Source organism: Micromonospora sp. WMMA1998 (assembly GCF_027497375.1).
In the GTDB taxonomy this organism is placed as follows: domain Bacteria; phylum Actinomycetota; class Actinomycetes; order Mycobacteriales; family Micromonosporaceae; genus Micromonospora; species Micromonospora sediminicola.
Genome location: NZ_CP114911.1, coordinates 5,379,459 through 5,396,206 on the forward strand (window position 1 = coordinate 5,379,459; position 16,748 = coordinate 5,396,206).

The following is a 16,748-nucleotide window of genomic DNA, read 5'->3' on the forward strand; positions in this document are numbered from 1 at the left end:
ATGAAAGGTTCCCGCTATCCGGCAAGCGTGTCGCCGACGGCGCCGACCAGTTCCTCGCGGGCCCGGGCCACCCGGGAGCGGATGGTGCCCACCGGCACCCCCTCCACGTCGGCGGCCTCGGCGTAGGACAGGCCGAGCAGCTGGGTGAGCACGAACGCGGAGCGCCGCTCGGCGGGCAGCCGGCGGACCAGGTCGGCGGCGCCCAGCTGGCCGGCCGGGTCCGGACCGGGCCGGTCGGTGGCCGCCTGGGCGGCGAGCCGTTCGTCGAGCCGGCGGCGGCGCACCACGGTCCGCAGGTGGTCGGCGCAGGCCCGGCGGGCGATGCCGAGCAGCCAGGTGCGGGCGGTGGACCGGCCCTCGAAGCCGGGCAGCGCCCGGAACGCCCGCAGGTAGGTCTCCTGGGTCAGGTCGTCCGCGCTGTCCGGGTCGACCAGGGCGGCGGCGAAGCGCCAGACCTCGGCCTGGGTGGCCCGGACGAAGGCGGCCTGGGCGGCCGGGTCGCCGTGCCGGGCGGCCAGCGCCCACCCGGTGACCGTGTCCCGCGCAGCCGCGGACCCCGGCTCGGGGTGGTCGGCGGCGGTGTCGCGCGGGGCGGGGATCACGACAGACGAGGTTACGCGGCGTACCTGTGGGTGACAGGGCCCTTCGGCCCATTCCGTGGTCCCGCACACGCCGGGAACTTTTTTCGTCCGCCCACCGACTACCCCCTCATGACCTCCGACCAGGTTCCGGTGACGCGCGTCACCGCACCGATCGGGCGCTGCGGCGCGTCCGGCGGAGGTCGGCTCGCCGGGCCCGCCACGGTTCGGGAACCATGGCGGTCATGACTGCTGCCGTACGCCGCCCGCCCGGGGTCGTCGCCGCCCGCTCCGGGGCCGTCGCCGGGCTGCTGCTCCTCCTGGTCACCCTGCTGCTCGCCCCGGCCACTCCGGCCAGCGCCCACGCGGTGCTGGTGAGCAGCAGCCCCGCCGCGTCCGCCGTGGTGCCCGAGGCACCCGCCCAGGTGGTGATCACCTTCAGCGAGGGCGTCCGGAAGGTGCCCGGCAAGGTCCGGGTGATCGCGCCGGACGGCTCCCGGGCCGACCGGGGCGAGCCGACGTTCCAGGGCGCCGAGGTCACCATCCCGGTGGACCCGTCCGGGGCGCGCGGCACCTACCTAGTGAGTTACCGGGTGATCTCGGCGGACAGCCACCCGGTCTCCGGCGCGTTCACCTACTCGGTCGGCGCGCCGTCGGAGCCGCCGACCGACACCGGCTCGGACAACCGGGCGAACCCGGTGACGGAGAACGCGGTCAAGGCGGCGAAGTACGTCGGCTACGTGGGCCTGCTGCTGCTGGTCGGCCCGGCCCTGGTGCTGGCCGCGCTCTGGCCGCGCCGGCTGTCCCGCCGGGGTCCGGCGCGGCTGGCCTGGACCGGGCTCGGCGTGCTGGCCGCGGCCACCGTGGCCGAGCTGTGGCTCCAGGTGCCCTACACCAACGGCGGCGGGCTGTTCGACGTCACCGGGGCCGGCCTGGGTGACGTGCTGGGCAGCGCCTACGGCACCACCCACCTGGTCCGGCTGGGCCTGCTGGCCGCGGCGGCGTTCCTGCTCCGCCCGCTGTTCGCCGGTCCGGTCGGCCGCACCGACGGGATCATCCTGGCCGTCCTCGGCGGCGCGGCGTTGTTCACCTGGCCGCTCGCCGGCCACCCCGCCGCCTCCCCGGCCCCCGCCGTCTCGGTGGTGGTAGACGCCGTGCACCTGGGCGGGATGGCGGTCTGGTTGGGCGGCCTGGTGATGCTGGCGGTCTTCCTGTTGCGCCGCGCCGACGAGCGCGAGCTGGACGCGATCCTGCCGATCTGGTCCCGCTGGGCCGCGTTGGCGGTGGCCGCGCTGCTGCTGGCCGGCACCGTGCAGGGCCTGATCGAGGTGGCCAGCCCGAAGGCCCTGGTCGACACCACCTACGGGCGGCTGCTGCTCGCCAAGATCGTCCTGTTCGCGTTGGTGATCGGCGTGGCCGCGTACTCCCGGGCGCTGGTGCGCCGGCGGGTCGCCGCCGGCCGGCCGGGCTCGATGCGACGGGCCGTGGTGGCGGAGTTGGCGATCACGGCGGTGGTGCTGGGCCTGTCCGCGACGCTCGTGCAGACCACCCCGGCGCGCACCGCGACCGCCGACGTGGCCGGCGCGTCGACCGACTACTTCTCGACCACGCTGAACAGCCCGATCTACTCGCTCCAGGTCGAGCTGGACCCGGCCGAGACCGGCAACAACTCGCTGCACCTCTACGCCTACACCACTGACAACCGGCCACAGCCGGTGCAGGAGTGGAAGGTAACCGCGGCGCTGCCGTCGGCCGGGATCGAGCCGATCACGGTCCCGCTGCTGCCGTTGAGCGACAACCACGCCACCGGCGAGGTCAACCTGCCGGCCCGGGGCGACTGGCAGCTCCGCTTCACCGTTCGCACGTCCGACATCGACCAGGCCACGGTGACCGCCACCGTGCCGATCAAGTAACGGAAGGTCCCATCTGATGATCCGTCTCCGGCGACCCGCGACCGCCGCCGCGCTGACCCTCGCCGCCGTCGCCACGGCCGTGTTCGGCCTGGCGGGGTCGGCCTCGGCGCACGTCACGATCAACCCGAAGGAGGGTACGCAGGGCGGCTACGGTCGGTTCGCGTTCCGGGTGCCGAACGAGAGCGACACGGCGTCGACCGTCAAGGTCGAGGTGAACCTGCCGGAGAACGCACCGGTGGGTTCCGTCTCCACCATGCCGGTGCCGGGCTGGACGGTGGCGGTGGAGAAGCGCAAGGTCGACCCGCCGATCGAGGTGCACGGCAGCCAGCTCACCGAGGCGGTCTCCAAGCTCACCTTCACCGCGGCGCAGGGCGGCGGCGTCAAGCCGGGCGAGTTCCAGGAGTTCCCGGTGTCGATGGGGCCGCTGCCGCAGGTGGACACCATGGTGTTCAAGGTGCTGCAGACCTACTCCGACGGCAACGTCTCCCGCTGGATCGAGGAGCCGACGCCGGGCGCGGAGGAGCCGGAGAACCCGGCCCCGGTGCTCACCCTGGCCGCCGCGGCGGCCGCGTCCCCCGGCGCGAGCGCGCCGACGGCGGCCGTCGCCGCGGACGACGACGATGACGACGACTCGGGCGCGGGTACCGCGCTCGGGGTCGCCGGCCTGGTCGCCGGCCTGGCCGGCCTGGCCCTCGGCGGGCTGGCGTTCGCGCGTACCCGGCGGGAGCCCACCGCGAAGTCCTGAGCACGGCGACAGTCACCGGCCCGGCGGATCGTGTCCGCCGGGCCGGTTGCCGTCCCGGGCCGGGTGCCGCGGATATCCGGCGATCGCGCCACCGGCGTCGGTAAGGTCGGCCGGGTAGTTGGCTACCGAGAGGGACGACGCGAATGCGTTTCGTACGCACGATCATCGGCATGCTGGCGCTGGCCCTGGGGGTAGCGGTGCTGGTGGCGGGCGCCGGGCTCGGGATCGCCGCCCGGCACGCCGACCCGGACGGCGGCTTCTCCGCCCGCTTCGAGCCGGTCCGCACGCCCGCCCGCGCGGTGGTGGTCACCGATGTGGACGCGACGCTCCGCGCCGACCTCCCGATCGTCCGGAGCGGGCAGGCCCGGCTGCGCCTCGCCGCGCGGGACGCCGGCGGCCCGGTCTTCCTCGGCCTCGCCCCGACCGACCAGGTGCGACGGTGGCTGGCCGACGTCCCGCACAGCACCGTGCGACGCGTCGCGGTGACCCGGGGCCCGCTCCCGGTCGGTCTCGACCCGGCCACCGCGGGAGCCGCCGGCGCCGTCCCGCTCGGCCAGCCCTTCTGGGTACGCCAGGGCGTCGGTGCGTTGGAGTGGAGCCCGGCCGAGTTCGCCGACCGCTCGCTGAGCCTGGTGGTGATGCGCCCGGACGGCGCGGCCGGGCTCGACCTGGAGATGCGGGGCGAGGTGCGGGCCGGCTGGTTCCCCGGGGTGGTGTGGGCGCTGCTGGCCGGTGGGACGCTGCTGGTGGTCCTCGCCGCGGCGCTGCTGCTGCGCCCGAGCCGGCCGCGCGAGGTCGTCTTCGTCGTCGAGCCGGACCAGGTTCCGGTGCTGGCCGGGCGGCTCGGGGTCAGCTCGTTGAGCGGGCTGGGTCGGCAGCCGGTCCCGCCGCCGCTGCCTCGGCGGCAACTGGTCGCCGTCGGCGCGCCGCCGGCCGAGGAGTGAGCCCTGGACGGCGGATGGCCCTCCGCGCTGCCGACGCGGAGGGCCACCGTCACCGGGGGAATTCGGTGCTACCTGGGAGAAACCTGAGGTAGTTGGGACAAGATTAGCGCCGAATCGGCTCGGACGGGAGGTCTGTCCGGTCAGTCCGAATTTTCGGATGTCGCGTCGAGGTCGCGGCGGATCGGCAGCACGACCAGCAGCAGCAGGCTGAGCAGCACGTACAGGTTGCGGACGACGAAGTCGACTGGATCGTCCGTGTGCACGATCGCGGTGCCCCAGTCCTGGAACGTCACCAACCCGTACACGATCGGCAGGCCGACGCCGGCGGCCAGCGCGAGCAGGCCGCCACGACGGCGCGCCCCGGCGGGCGTCGCCGGATCGGCGTCCAGCGCCGCGTCGACGAGCACCACCACGGCGGGGACGAACCAGTACAGGTGGTGGATCCAGGTGATCGGGCTGACCAGCCCGCCCACCAGGCCGGTCAGGGTGAGACCCACCAGCGCGTCCCCCGCCCGGGCCGCCCGCGCGGCCCGCCACAGGCCGAACGCGGCCACCGCCAGCACGAGCAACAGCCACGGCACCCGGTCCGCCTCCGCCGACGCACTCAGGCGGCTGAGCAGTCCGAACAGCGACTGGTTACCGGTGTAGTCGGTGCGGCCCACCCGGTCGGTGGTCCACAGCTCGTGGGTCCAGAACCGCCACGAGTCGCCCGGCACGACCGCGGCGGCCAGCAGCGTGGCCGCCGCGGCGGTCGCCGTCGCCACCGCCGCCGCGCGCCACCGCCGGGTGGCCAGCAGGTAGAGCACGAAGATGCCGGGGAAGAGCTTGAGCGCCGCCGCCAGCCCCACGCCCACGCCGGCCCAGCGCCGCCCCTGCGGTACGGCGAACAGCAGGTCGGCCAGGACCAGCACCACCAGCAGCATGTTGATCTGCCCGAGCGTGAGCGTCTCCCGGGTGCTCTCCACCGCCAGCACCAGCAGCACGGCGACGGTCAGGCCGAACCCGTGCGGCAGGTCGTGTCGCCGCAGCACCGGCAGCACCAGCCAGCGGGTGGTCACCACCACGGCAACCACGGTCAGTACCGCGAAGGTGGCGATCGCCACGCCGAGCCGCAGGTACGCGAACGGTGCCAGAAGCAACGCGGCGAGCGGGGGGTAGGTGAAGTAGAGCTCGCCCTGGACCCGGTCCGGCTGGACGTAGTCGTAGAGCGGGTGCCCGGCCGCCCACCAGTCCATCGCCGACATGTAGATCTTCTGGTCGAAGTAGTCGTGCCGCAGGTTGCGCAGATAGAGCGCCGGCAGCACCGCGGCGAGCGCCAGCACCGTGACCACCCGCCGGGCCGTACGTCCGCCCGCCTCGTCCTGGGTGACGGCGGGCGGGGCTACGGGTTCGGCTGGCACGGGGAAACCCTAGCGGTCCACCCGGCCCCCGGTGCCGAGGCGCGGGCGGGTCGACGGCGCGTAGTCTGTCCCGGTGGCTGATCTTCTCGTCTGGATCGACTGTGAGATGACCGGGCTGGACCTGCGTCGGGACGCCCTCATCGAGGTCGCCGCGCTCGTCACCGACCCGGACCTGAACGTGCTCGGCGAGGGCGTCGACGTGGTGATCCACGCCGACGACGCGGCGCTGGAGGGCATGCCGGAGATCGTGCGGACCATGCACGCCAAGTCCGGCCTGACCGAGGAGGTACGCCGCTCCACGGTCACGCTGGCCGAGGCCGAGGACATGGTGCTCGACTACGTGACCAGCTATGTGAAGGATCCACGTAGCGCGCCGCTGTGCGGCAATTCGATCGCCACCGACCGTGGCTTCCTGGCCCGGGACATGACCCGGCTCGACGCCCACCTGCACTACCGGATGATCGACGTCTCGTCGATCAAGGAGCTGTGCCGGCGCTGGTACCCCCGGGTGTACTTCGGCCAGCCGCAGAAGGGTCTGGCCCACCGGGCGCTGGCCGACATCCGGGAGAGCATCCGCGAGCTGGAGTACTACCGGCGGACCGTGTTCGTGCCGCTGCCGGGGCCGGACGTGGAGGCCGCGAAGGCGATCGCCGCGCAGCTCTGACGCCCGGGCCGAACCCGGTGGACGGGGTCGGCCGGGGTGTGGCTATTATTAGTCCGCGCACCGCCCGGGTCGACCGGAGCGGCGAGCATGGTGGCTGTAGCTCAGTTGGCAGAGCACCGGGTTGTGGTCCCGGTTGTCGTGGGTTCAATTCCCATCAGTCACCCCAGTGTCGAAGCCCCCTCCTCCGGGAGGGGGCTTCGTCGTTCGCGGGCTCGGTGGGGCCGTCCCCGGAAGCGGCGAGCGGCCCGCCCCCGGGGTCGGGGACGAGCCGCTCGGTGGTGCCGGTCAGGCGGTCGGCTGCGGGCTCGGCGTCTCGGCGGACGGGCTGGTGTCGTCGCCCGGAGCCGCCGGCGGCTCGTACGGCAGGGCGCTGCCCTTGACGTACTCGTCCCAGCTCATGTTCCAGTCGGTCCAGCCGTTGCCGTTCTGGAGCTTGCGCTCGGTGCCCTTGACCGTGATCGGGTCGCCGATGCGGGTGTTGGCGAACAGCCAGTTGCCGTCCTTCATCGAGACGTTGACGCAGCCGTGCGACACGTTGCTGCGGCCCTGCACACCCTCGGACCAGGGCGCGGCGTGGATGAACTCGCCGCCCCAGGTGAGCCGCTGGGCGTAGTCGATCTCGGTGCGGTAGCCCTCCTCCGGGCCCAGCTCCTCCATCGTGTCGAAGACGGTGTGGCGGAGCTTCTCGATCACCACCATGGTGCCGCTGGACGACGGGGTGCTCTTCTTGCCCAGGCTGACCAGGATCGTCTTGACCGCCTTGCCGTCCTTGGTGACGGTCATCCGCTTGGTCTTGTTGTCCACGGTCATCACGAACGCCGGGCCGATCTTGACGTCGACGCTGAGGTCGGAGCGGCCGTACCAGCCGTCGCCGAGCGGCAGCCCGCCCGCCTGCACCTTGTAGGAGACCGTGCTGTTGGCCTTCCAGAACGTCTTCGGCCGATAGCGCACCTCGGTGGGGCTCACCCAGTGCCAGATGCCCTCCTGGGCCGGCTTCGCGGTGACCGTCATCCGGCGCTGCATGTCGTCCCGGTAGTCCTCCGGGATCGCCCGGCCGAACTTCACGATCAGCGGCATGCCCACGCCGACGACCTGGTTGTCACCGAGGAAGCTGCTGACCCGGATCTGCTTGGACGGCTTGGCCATGGTGGTGAACGTGCTGGTGGCGGTGGCCGCCTTGCCGTCGTCGCCGGTCGCGGTCACGGTCGCGGTGTAGGTCTGCCCGTAGTCCAGGGCGCCGGCGGGCAGCCAGCTCTTCCCGTCCGCCGCCATCTCACCCTCGACGGCCTTGCCGGTCGAGTCCTTCACCTCGACGCTGGTCTCCTGCGCCTCGGTGGTGGTGAAGGTGACGGCGGTGGAGGCGGGGACGTCCTTGGCGTCGGCGGCCGGCTCGCTGATGGTGGCCGCCGCCTTCGGGGCCTTCTCGCCGCCGTCGCCGCCGCCCTGCCAGCTCGACGACCCGTCGTCACCGCCGCCGGTGCAGGCGGAGGCCAGGGCCATGGTGGCGGCGAGCACCACGGCCGCGAGCGCGCGGCGTCCGCCGCGCCGGGCGGTTCCGCCCCGGATCAGTTCGTCCTGGCCAGCTCGCATGTTTCCCTCACAAGTGTGATGCCCGGTCCCCATCGTCTCTGGTCAGACGCACCGGAACGGTGACCCGTTGCCGGGAGTGAAGCGGAACACCCTGGCGACGGTGTAACGATTCTGTTGTCACCCGGCGCTGACCTCGGGGAGCCGTCTCCGGCAGGCCGCTCGCGACGTGCGTCCGACCACGTTACGCCGGTCAGAACGGCGCCGACTGCCCGCCCTTCGGCACCGGCAGGGCGCTGCCCTCGACGAAGCGCGACCAGCTCATGCTCCACGCCGTCCACCCGTTGCCCGGGGCCAGCTGCCGCTCGGTGCCCTTCACCGTGATCGGATCACCGATCAGCGTCTTGCCGAACAGCCACCGGCCGTCCGCCATCGACACGTTGACACAGCCGTGCGACACGTTCCGGCGTCCCTGCACCCCCTCCGACCACGGGGCCGCGTGGATGTACTCGCCGCCCCAGGTGAGCCGCTGGGCAAAGTCGATCTTCGTGACGTACTGGTTGTTCGGGTCCGGCTCGTCGCGGGTGTCGAAGACGGTCGACTCCTTCTTCTCCATCACCACCATGGTGCCGCTGGAGGACGGGGTGCTCTTCTTGCCCAGGCTCACCGGCAGCGTGCGGATCACCGCACCGTTCTCGGAGACGGTCATCCGCTTGGTCGCGTTGTCGACCGACATCTCGAACGCCCGGCCGATCTTGGCGGTGGCGCTCCGGTCGAGGTTGCCGTACTTCCCGTTGCTCAGCGGGATCCCGGCCAGCGCCAGCCGGACGGTGAGCGTGGTGCCGGTCTTCCAGTACTCCGGGGCGCGGTAGTAGGCCTGGGTGCCGTTGTCGACCCAGTGCCAGGCACCCGGCTGCGGCGGGTCGGTCTGCACGAACATCCGCTTCTGCACCGCGGCCCGGTCCTTCTTCGGGATGCCGGGGGAGAACTCGGCGACCACGGGCATGGCCACGCCGTAGGTCTTGTCGCTGAACAGGTAGAGGCCGGAGCCGATCATGGACTTGGGCTTGGCCATCGTGGTGAACGTGCTGGTGCCCTGGTGGGGCGCGCCGTCCTTACCGGTCCCGGTGACCGTGGCGGTGTACTTCGTGGCGTACTTCAGCGCGGTGGACGGCACCCAACTGGAGCCGTCGCGTCGCATCCGCCCGGCGACGGTGGCACCGTCGGCGGTGGTGAGCACGACCTTCGACACCGTGCCCCCGCCCGGGATCCGGGCGCTGATCTCGCTGCTGACCGGCCGTCCGGTCGCCCCGTCGGCGGGGCTCACGGTCAGCGGCGGCGCCGCGTCGGCGGCGTCGCTCGGCGCGGCGCTCGCATCCGGCGCGCTCGACGAGACCCCGCCGACCTGCTGCTGGCCGGGCACGAACGCCGGCTTCTCCTCGTCGCCGCCGCACCCGGTCAGTGCCAGCGACGCCGTGAGGACCAGGGCGCCCACCATCGCCCCGGCCCGCGCGAACCTGCCCATGCCCACCCCTGTCGTAGCGTGCCTGGCGGACATCGTGCCCCATCGACGCCATCGGACCCGCCCCGGTACCGTGCCGGTCGGGTGTTTTGGGCATTTTTGCCGGTTAAGCTCGACCGAAGGGTGGAGCCCGGTATCGGATTGGGACCCGCCTCAGCGGGCATGCTAAGGTTCTTCCCGTTGTCAGCGAGCGCCGCTAGCTCAACTGGCAGAGCAGCGGACTCTTAATCCGCGGGTTCGGGGTTCGAGTCCCTGGCGGCGCACCAACGATCAAGGCCTTGACCTGGTGATTCACACCAGGTCGGGGCCTTTTTCGTATGCGGCGGTGGCGGGTGGTCGCTCGGTGGGTGCTCGGGAGCCGTTGGACCGGGTCGGCGTTGCGGGGGACGTCTGGTTGTTCCGTGGACGCCTGCGCTCATGGCCATCTCTGAGGTGGCCAGTCTGCATCGGGCCTTCGGGGTCATTGGGGCATCCGCCAGTCCGGGCGTCGACGCGCTTCCTTCGAGCATGCAGGCGGGGGCGATCATTGCGATTACGCTGGCGGCGTGGGGGGACAGCCTCGGGTTCGTGTGCAGGGGGATCTCTATCACCCGGTGGTGCCGCCGGGGTGCCGTGTACGTGGGGCGGCAGGGGTTCGGGTTGCGGCGTTCTCCTTGGGCCAATCCTTTCAGCCTGCGGAAGCATGATCGGGCGGAGGCGTTACGCCTCTATCGGCAGTGGCTTGTGGGGCAGCCGGCCCTTGTTGACCGGGCGCGTCGGGAACTCCCTGGGAAGCAGTTGGCGTGCTGGTGTCGGGTCGAGGATGCGTGCCATGCCGACGTGCTGGCCGACATCATCGGTTGACGCGCGGCCGGTACCGGGCGGTGGGCCGTCTCGGTGCGTATACGCCGCCGACGCTGAAGGACTGCGGTCTTGCCGCTTGGTTGCCTACGTAGAAGGCGACGTCGCGGTCGGCGGCGCAGAGCTGGGTAAGGAACATGTTTCTCAGCTGCTCCTCGGCCTCCGCGTCGGTGAGCTGGTCTAGACGACGTTGTAGGGCGACGAACTCCCAGTCCCAGAGTGTCTGTTGGTGACCGCGGCAATGACGGTCTGCGCAGCGATAGCGGTAGGCGCCGGTGAAGCGTGGTGCTTGAAGCGGGCTGCGTTTGGCCGGTTCCAGTAGGTCGAGCTGGTTGAGGTATCCAGCGATCTTCTTGCGATCCTCCGCCGACCAGCCGGGATGTCGCTTGACCTGCAGAGCCGAGATGTCGGCCACGCGAATCAGCGCGATCGATCGTGCGCTCGGGTCGTTTCGGGCCTGTTTGTTGAGCCGGCACATGGAGTCTTCGACGAGTGGGTCGAGGAGGTTTCGACGGGACTGCCGACTGGCGAGGTGCCGCCCGGTGGTGATGGTGTCCACGATCGGCTTCCAGCTCTCGCGGGGCTGCCCAGCCGACAACCAGGCTCGACAACGCGCTCAACGAGCTGCTGCAGGTCGACACCCTGCTGCCGGCAGCAGGGGTGACCCGCTCTCTGGTCGCAGTTGTCGACGCCAGCGTCAGCGAACTGTTCAGCAAGGACGACGCTCCGCCGCTGGGGGAGGTCACCGACCGGGTGATCGTGCTGCGCCGACTGTCGCCGGGCGGGCTGCGGTCGTGGGTCGTCGACAACGAGATCTCGTCCTTCGGTGACGCGGCCAGCCAGAAGATGCTGCTGGCGGCCGCCGGCGGATGGACGGTGCTACTCGACGACGCCGCACGGCTCGCGGCCACCGAACGCACCGCCCGACGCGTGTGCGATGCGATCACCGCAGCAAGGCTCAACAGCGCCGAAGTCGCCGGTGTGTTCGTCGACCAGGTCGGACTGGCAAACACCCGACGCTGGCGGCCGCGTTCGACTACAACGCTCCGGCGAGCAGCGAAGACCTGGCCACCTGGCTCGAGGTAAGCGAATGTGGCGGCGCCCGGTCGGTGGAGGCGTTGCGGTACTTCGACGTGCTCGTCGAGCGACCCGACGACGGGCTGTAGGAACCGGAGCCGGTGTTCGCGGCGGCGTGGAGGAAAGCGCGACAGCGGTAACAGGCTGGTCCGGCGGCGGTTCGTGACTGCCGCCGGACCAACTTGGTGAACCACTGGCCCGAAGCATTGGGCTCCGTCTTGGGGTGGCGGTTATCGCCTGTCGGCGTACGCCTCGGGTCAACGTACATCCGGGTGCTCGGCGGGTGCTCGGTCGCCGTGGACAGCGACACGAAGGTTCTCAATGATCATCCGATCACAGGATGTTGACCTCGCCTGCCAGAATGGACGACGACTCTGCCGGCGGGATGAAGGGGTAGCGATGCGGTTGTTGATTGACGTGCGTGGTGGCGAGAGTGACGAGAACCGCCGCGTCGTGTCCGTGCTGACCGCTGATCCGCGAACCCGACAGGCGCGGGTCAGGACAATTTTTCCGCCGCCCCGCCCGGAGACGCTCGGTGCGGCCGAGGTGATCGAGTTCATCGGGCAGAACGTCCTGCTCCCGCTCACCGTGCAGGCCCTCTACGACTATCTGAAGAGTCGGTGGGGTGGCCGCGCCGCCCAGCAGATCTCCGCGACGATTACCCGGACCGATCTGCCCGATGGCGCCCGCCACGAGACGGTGAGCATCAGTGGAGACGTCGACGCCGTGGTGGCGGCGCTCAGGTCGGCCGAGTAGAGGGGGCGGCGGTCGCCGATAGGAGGTTCCGATGGGCAGTAGGTCGGATCGGGTAGATCCCTCGCAGTCGGCGGCGGTGCTGTTCGGCGTCGAGACCTATCCGAACACGTCGCTGGAGCCGGTGCCGGCCGCGCCACGGAACACCGGTGCCCTACGCCGCTCGTTCGCCGACCCGGAACTGTGGGGGCTACGCGGCAACCACCGGCTCGTCGTCGAGGCCGACCCGCCCAAGGCCGACATGCTCGACGCGGTCGCCAACGCGGCCCGGATCCCGGATGACGACGGAATTCTGCTCATCTATTTCGTCGGTCACGCCCTCTACGGCGGTGGCACGCTCTATCTGGCCGGTTCAGACGCCAACCTGAGCCAGACGAGCACACTGTTGACCATGCCCGAGCTGACCGAAGCCGCCGCGTCATCGGCGGCTGCGCGGAAACTGCTCATCCTTGACTGCTGCTATTCCGGGGCCGCCGCCGGCAGTCTCAAAGCCGAGACTCAGGCGGTGAATGAGGCGGCCGGCTGGCTGCTGATCGCGGCCACCGACGCGGTGCCGGCCCAGAACGCGCGGTTGGACGAGGAGTTCACCCCGTTCACCGCCGCGCTCCTCGCCGGCTTCGAAGGCTCGCCCGGGGTGGGGCGGAGCCTGTCGCCGAGGACGGTGCTGGCGCGCGCCGCGACCTTGCTCGAGGGGGAGCCGAGAACTAACCATGCGGCCTGGGAGGACGACCCATGGCTGCGGAACCGCCGGTACCGACCACCGCCCGTCACCAGAAACATCCTGGCCACCAGGCCACCCGCCAGTCCGTTCAGTGGACAACGAGGGCTGCCCGGGCTGCTGGCCTGGCCGGAGCGGGATGCCCGGTTCGTCGGGCGGAAGCGCGAACTCCAACTCGGGGCCAAGCGAGTCGTCGCGGGTGGCGTGCTGACCGTCACCGGTCCGCTCAAGGCGGGTAAGGACCACTTCGCCGACCAGTTAATCGCCGAGGTCCGTTCCCGCGGGACGTTCGACGAGGAGGATGTCCTGCTCGGGCTGGAGATCCCCATCGCCACCGCGGAAGAACCGGTGTTGGAGAGCCTGTCCCGGGCGTTGGGCGAACATCTCGACGAACGGGACGCGATCGAGCCGGCGGCGATGGCCAGCCTGGACGGGCGCCGCCGACGGCTGGTGACCAGCCTGATGCAGCAGGTGGGCGACCGGAAACTGCTCATCCACATCGACTGCACGCGGCTCGGGCCCGACCCGGCAGCGGTGCGGGCGGAACTGGACACCCTGCTGGAGGACCCCTATTTCCGGCGGGCCGTGACGGTGGTCAAGGCCCGCACCAAACTGGACCTGACCGGCGACGGGCAACTACGAGACCTGCCACCGATCCCGCTCGGCGAGCTCTCCGACGACGAGGCGGGCGAGCTGCTCGGCAACCTGCTCGACGCGGAGCAGATCGAGCTCGACGGCCCCGACCTCAAGGCCGAGGTCCTGCGACGGCTCAATGATCCGCTGGTCCGGCTGCCCGGGGTGTTGGTGAACGGGGTGGACGGGTTCATCGCCGACCACCAGCTGACCGACACCGGCGAACTCGTCGCCAGCAACCTGGTCGACGCACTGCTGAACCGCTCCGTGCCGACGGTGCTCCGGGCCCTGCGCGACGCCGGTGGTCTGCAACTGCGGCAACCGTCGCCGACCGGGCACCGGCACGGGCCCCTCGCGGTGCTGATCTGTTGGGCGCTGACCGAGGGGCTGCCGGTCAGCCATCAGGTCCTGCAATCTGCGGACGTGGGTTTCCGGGCCCAGATCGAGCAGCTCACGGACGCCCGAGTCCTGCGGATCGAGGCCGGGGACGGCGGGCCGTCCTATGGGATCGGCCCGGCCAGCCGGAACACCCTGCGCCTGCTCCTGCTCGTCCTGCTCGGTGTCGACGAGAGCGCCGAGGGCGTGGACTCGGCGGGCATGGCGACGATCCGACGGACCATCGGCACGCTACCCGGCCCCGAGCGCGAGGCGTCTCCGGACGAGCTGGACGAGGCGCTGGCCAGGGCCGGCACGGCGCTTCAGGCCACGATCAGCCAGCTGAGCCCGGACCGCGTCCCGGAACTCGTCCAGGCGGTCCGGTGGGCGGTCGGGTGGATCGACGAGAACGCCGCCGGCCGGCTACCGCGGCTGCGTGACGCGCTCTCCGTGATCAATGCGTACGACGGTGACGCGGTGTACCTCAGCGTCGTCCCGGAGCGCTCGGCGTCGCCGGTGACCGTCGCCGCCGTCGAATCGGCTCTCTCGCCGGAAACCGCCGACCTGGAGCGTCTCCTCGCGGCGGCGGCGCGCCTGACCGTGGCCGCACGGCAGCAGGGCACGGCCGCCGGCGTACTCGACGGACTCGTGCGGGCCGCGTCCGAGGTCGCCGAGGCGATCGTGGCGTGCCCTGCCGACCTGGTGTCCTATCACCTGCTCAAGTCCGTGGACGCGACCCTGTTCCTGGCCGGCCGGCGGCTCCGGTCGACGACGAGCCTGCTCGCCGCGCGGGAGCGGGCGGCCGACGTCCTCTACCAGGGAGCCGTCACCGGCGGCGCCAGCCGGACGGACCGCGTGCTGGTGGTGCTCTCCTGGCTGCTCAACACCGCGGAGGCCCAGGTCGACGCCGGCCGGCGGGACCAGGCCCGGGGCATCTGGGGGAAGGCCGAGGAGACATTCACGCTTCTCCCGGAGGCGCGGGACACCCGGCAGCAGATGACCCGGCTGCAGATGGAGCACCGCCTGGGCCGGCTGCAGGCGCGGTGCGCCGACAGCCACGCCGACCGGATCAGCGGCCTGCGCCGGGCGTTCGCGCGCACGAAGACCGGGCTCGGCCTCTCCACGCGCGCCGACGAACTCACGCTCTGGTGTTCCCGGCACATCGACACCGCCTCGGTGCTGGCGCTGGAGCTCCGGGCGGCCGACGACCAGGACGCGTTCGTCACCGAGGTGCTCGACCAGCTCACGACGGCGTGGCAGCCATACGGTCCGTGGCCGGTCGCCGTGCGCGTCGCGGTCTGGCGGTTCATGCATGGGACCTTCCGTGGTCTGGTCGAGACGGACCGGCGGCTGACCGCCGCGCGCCGTTCTCTGTCGCTGCTCTTGCAGGGCGACGCCGAGGAGCGTGAGGGGCAGCAGGCCCTGCTGATCGCGCAGGTCGAGGCGCACCTATTTCTGGCCCGTACCCTGCGGGTCAACGACCAGCTCCAGGAGGCGCTTACGGAGGCGCGCCGAGCGCTGAGCCTCGCCGAGACCGGCCGCGATCTGAGCGCCTCCACCGCCGGTGGCGAGACCGCTGCCCGTGCTTATCTGCTCTGGCTGCAAGCGCTCCGGACGGTCATCATGTGGAGCCCGCCACGGGATGCGCCGGGCGGCGCCCGGACGCAGCTGAAGCGGGAGGCCGGAATCGCTCAGGAATGGCTGCGTAACCAGGACGGTCCGATGACGCGGGCCCATGCCATGCTCGACCTGTGGTGCATGCGCAAGCTGTGGTCCGAGGAGGGCAACCTGACCGTCGCGTCGGCCCGGGAGGGCGAGGACTTCAGCCGGCTGCCCCGGAGGATCAAGGAGCAGCGGCTCGAGGAGGCGTACCGCAAGCGCCGGCGGTCGTTGCAGGGGCACGAGCGGGTGTACGGACCGTCGATCGAACTCTGCCGGATGCAGGTGCACCTCGAACGGCAGTACCAGCGGTGGCAGTCGGTGATCTGGCGGAAGGATGTCGACAACAGCGCGGTCTGGGCGCTGCTTCGGCGTGCCGAGGATCGGTGGCCACACAATCCGGCCCTGGTGGCGTCGATCGCCGATTTCCACCGCTACATCTGGGAGCACGGCCAGGCGATTGTCGAATACCAGAAGCTGGTGACGATGGCGACCAACGCGCACGACCGGCTCCGGGCGGTCTACGGCGCGGTGGAAAGCGCGGTGACACAGGCCCAGTACGACAACCGCCTGCCGGGGGCGAAGCGCGAACAGATGCTCACGGACGCCCGGCAGTTGCTCGACGACGAGATCCAGGAGCGCTCGCTGCCCGCCGATTTCGCCCTGCTTCGCCACCGGATCGCGCTGGAACTGGACGAGGAGGTCGACTGGGGTCGGGTCGACCGGGTCTTCGACGAGATCATCGGGGACAACTACTCCCGCAACATCGGCCGGTACCTCACCACCCGACGGTACGGTTCGGTCTTCCACAGATCGATCGCCGACCAGCTCAGCTCGGAGGTGAGAACCCAGCTACGGCAACTGTCCCACGGCGGTCCGGTCGCGGAGCCGGCGGACGGCGACGGCGTGGAGCAACAGGACGCCATGGTGGGGGAGGACGAGAGTTCCTCGATGCTCGGCGAGTTGCTGTTGGAGAACTTTACCGACGTGGATCTCCTGCAGGCGCTCGGTTCGATCTACCTGAGGCGGGCCGACTTCACCGAGGGGCAGCACGACGCCACCGCGGTGGCCGAACGCGCCCGCCGGGCCTTCGACTGTTTCGATGCCTGTCGCATCCTCCAGCAGGACCGCACCGGCAATACCCCGCTCGTCACCAAGTTCCTCAGCGGCCGGGCGATCCTGCTCGCAGCCCAGGCCAGCGATGATCCCGACCCGTTCGACTGGGAGGCCCCGCCGCCGCACCGAAACTGGATCGAGTACGCGACGTCCCTGTTGCAGGTCTGCAAGTCCTCTGCGGTGGGCGGTTTCGGACGGGTCTGCAATTGGCGCTTCAAGGAGGCGAACGACGTGCTGACGCGACTCAATCGCGGGGAGTGGCCGCCCCGCTGACGTCCCCGACG

12 protein-coding genes, 2 tRNA genes and 1 pseudogene are annotated in these 16,748 nt (G+C 71.2%); 10 read left to right on the top strand and 5 right to left on the bottom strand.

The genetic code is table 11. The annotated features are described in order from the left end of the window. Positions 1-14: 14 nt before the first annotated feature. Positions 15-602: a sigma-70 family RNA polymerase sigma factor gene (locus O7600_RS25005; protein ID WP_281590920.1), complete on the bottom strand. Its 588-nt coding sequence runs from the start codon at positions 600-602 to the stop codon at positions 15-17. A gap of 212 nt (positions 603-814) precedes the next feature. Here O7600_RS25005 and O7600_RS25010 point away from each other — a divergent pair, with 212 nt between their 5' ends. The 3 genes and pseudogenes from O7600_RS25010 to O7600_RS30160 form a co-directional block, all read left to right on the top strand. Beyond that, complete coding sequence (locus O7600_RS25010) at positions 815-2,491, top strand: copper resistance protein CopC (protein WP_281590921.1); 1,677 nt, start codon at positions 815-817, stop codon at positions 2,489-2,491. A 16-nt stretch (positions 2,492-2,507) separates the two neighbouring features. Beyond that, positions 2,508-3,236 (top strand): YcnI family protein, encoded by a 729-nt coding sequence (locus O7600_RS25015; RefSeq protein ID WP_281590922.1) that lies wholly within the window; start codon positions 2,508-2,510, stop codon positions 3,234-3,236. A gap of 656 nt (positions 3,237-3,892) precedes the next feature. Then, positions 3,893-4,175, top strand: a pseudogene (locus O7600_RS30160) (hypothetical protein); the annotation flags it as partial. Between the two features lie 145 nt (positions 4,176-4,320). On the opposite strand, the gene O7600_RS25025 reads toward O7600_RS30160, so the two are convergent. Next, positions 4,321-5,580, bottom strand: a complete 1,260-nt coding sequence (locus O7600_RS25025; protein WP_281590924.1) for a glycosyltransferase 87 family protein — start codon at positions 5,578-5,580, stop codon at positions 4,321-4,323. Between the two features lie 73 nt (positions 5,581-5,653). Between O7600_RS25025 and orn the strand changes: the two genes are divergently transcribed. Both orn and O7600_RS25035 read left to right on the top strand, forming a co-directional pair. After that, entirely contained in the window at positions 5,654-6,244 is a 591-nt protein-coding gene (orn, locus tag O7600_RS25030; RefSeq protein WP_281590925.1) for an oligoribonuclease, read from the top strand. A gap of 90 nt (positions 6,245-6,334) precedes the next feature. After that, positions 6,335-6,410: transfer RNA gene (locus tag O7600_RS25035), tRNA-His, on the top strand. A 119-nt stretch (positions 6,411-6,529) separates the two neighbouring features. On the opposite strand, the gene O7600_RS25040 is transcribed toward O7600_RS25035, so the two are convergent. Next, positions 6,530-7,834: an Ig-like domain-containing protein gene (locus O7600_RS25040; protein ID WP_281590926.1), complete on the bottom strand. Its 1,305-nt coding sequence runs from the start codon at positions 7,832-7,834 to the stop codon at positions 6,530-6,532. A gap of 190 nt (positions 7,835-8,024) precedes the next feature. Then, positions 8,025-9,296 carry an Ig-like domain-containing protein gene (locus tag O7600_RS25045; RefSeq protein WP_281590927.1) on the bottom strand — a complete coding sequence of 424 codons (1,272 nt, stop codon included), beginning with the start codon at positions 9,294-9,296 and terminating at the stop codon, positions 8,025-8,027. Positions 9,297-9,483: 187 nt separating this feature from the next. Here O7600_RS25045 and O7600_RS25050 point away from each other — a divergent pair. Both O7600_RS25050 and O7600_RS25055 read left to right on the top strand, forming a co-directional pair. Beyond that, positions 9,484-9,559 (top strand) — tRNA-Lys (locus O7600_RS25050). Positions 9,560-9,800: 241 nt separating this feature from the next. Continuing rightward, positions 9,801-10,136 (top strand): DUF4326 domain-containing protein, encoded by a 336-nt coding sequence (locus O7600_RS25055; protein WP_281594263.1) that lies wholly within the window; start codon positions 9,801-9,803, stop codon positions 10,134-10,136. Here O7600_RS25055 and O7600_RS25060 read toward each other — a convergent pair. Further along, the gene (locus tag O7600_RS25060) at positions 10,126-10,692 is read right to left on the bottom strand and encodes a hypothetical protein (protein ID WP_281590928.1); all 567 of its coding nucleotides are present in this window, start codon (positions 10,690-10,692) and stop codon (positions 10,126-10,128) included. The two genes, O7600_RS25055 and O7600_RS25060, sit on opposite strands and share 11 nt — an antisense overlap. A 101-nt stretch (positions 10,693-10,793) precedes the next feature. Here O7600_RS25060 and O7600_RS25065 point away from each other — a divergent pair, with 101 nt between their 5' ends. The 3 genes from O7600_RS25065 to O7600_RS25075 all read left to right on the top strand — a co-directional run bounded on the left by O7600_RS25065 (position 10,794) and on the right by O7600_RS25075 (position 16,737). Then, positions 10,794-11,219 carry a hypothetical protein gene (locus O7600_RS25065; protein WP_281590929.1) on the top strand — a complete coding sequence of 142 codons (426 nt, stop codon included), beginning with the start codon at positions 10,794-10,796 and terminating at the stop codon, positions 11,217-11,219. Between the two features lie 312 nt (positions 11,220-11,531). Next, the gene (locus tag O7600_RS25070; protein ID WP_281590930.1) at positions 11,532-11,966 is read left to right on the top strand and encodes a hypothetical protein; all 435 of its coding nucleotides are present in this window, start codon (positions 11,532-11,534) and stop codon (positions 11,964-11,966) included. Positions 11,967-11,997: 31 nt separating this feature from the next. Next, positions 11,998-16,737, top strand: a complete 4,740-nt coding sequence (locus O7600_RS25075) for a hypothetical protein (RefSeq protein ID WP_281590931.1) — start codon at positions 11,998-12,000, stop codon at positions 16,735-16,737. Positions 16,738-16,748: the final 11 nt, after the last annotated feature.

Excerpts from the sequence above, each read along its gene's own strand:
- O7600_RS25040 (WP_281590926.1), bottom strand. The coding sequence starts at position 7,834 with ATGCGAGCTGGCCAGGACGAACTGATCCGGGGCGGAACCGCCCGGCGC.
- O7600_RS25070 (WP_281590930.1), top strand. The coding sequence starts at position 11,532 with ATGATCATCCGATCACAGGATGTTGACCTCGCCTGCCAGAATGGACGA.
- O7600_RS25010 (WP_281590921.1), top strand. The coding sequence starts at position 815 with ATGGCGGTCATGACTGCTGCCGTACGCCGCCCGCCCGGGGTCGTCGCC.
- O7600_RS25045 (WP_281590927.1), bottom strand. The coding sequence starts at position 9,296 with ATGGGCAGGTTCGCGCGGGCCGGGGCGATGGTGGGCGCCCTGGTCCTC.
- O7600_RS25015 (WP_281590922.1), top strand. The coding sequence starts at position 2,508 with ATGATCCGTCTCCGGCGACCCGCGACCGCCGCCGCGCTGACCCTCGCC.
- O7600_RS25075 (WP_281590931.1), top strand. The coding sequence starts at position 11,998 with ATGGGCAGTAGGTCGGATCGGGTAGATCCCTCGCAGTCGGCGGCGGTG.
- O7600_RS25055 (WP_281594263.1), top strand. The coding sequence starts at position 9,801 with ATGCAGGCGGGGGCGATCATTGCGATTACGCTGGCGGCGTGGGGGGAC.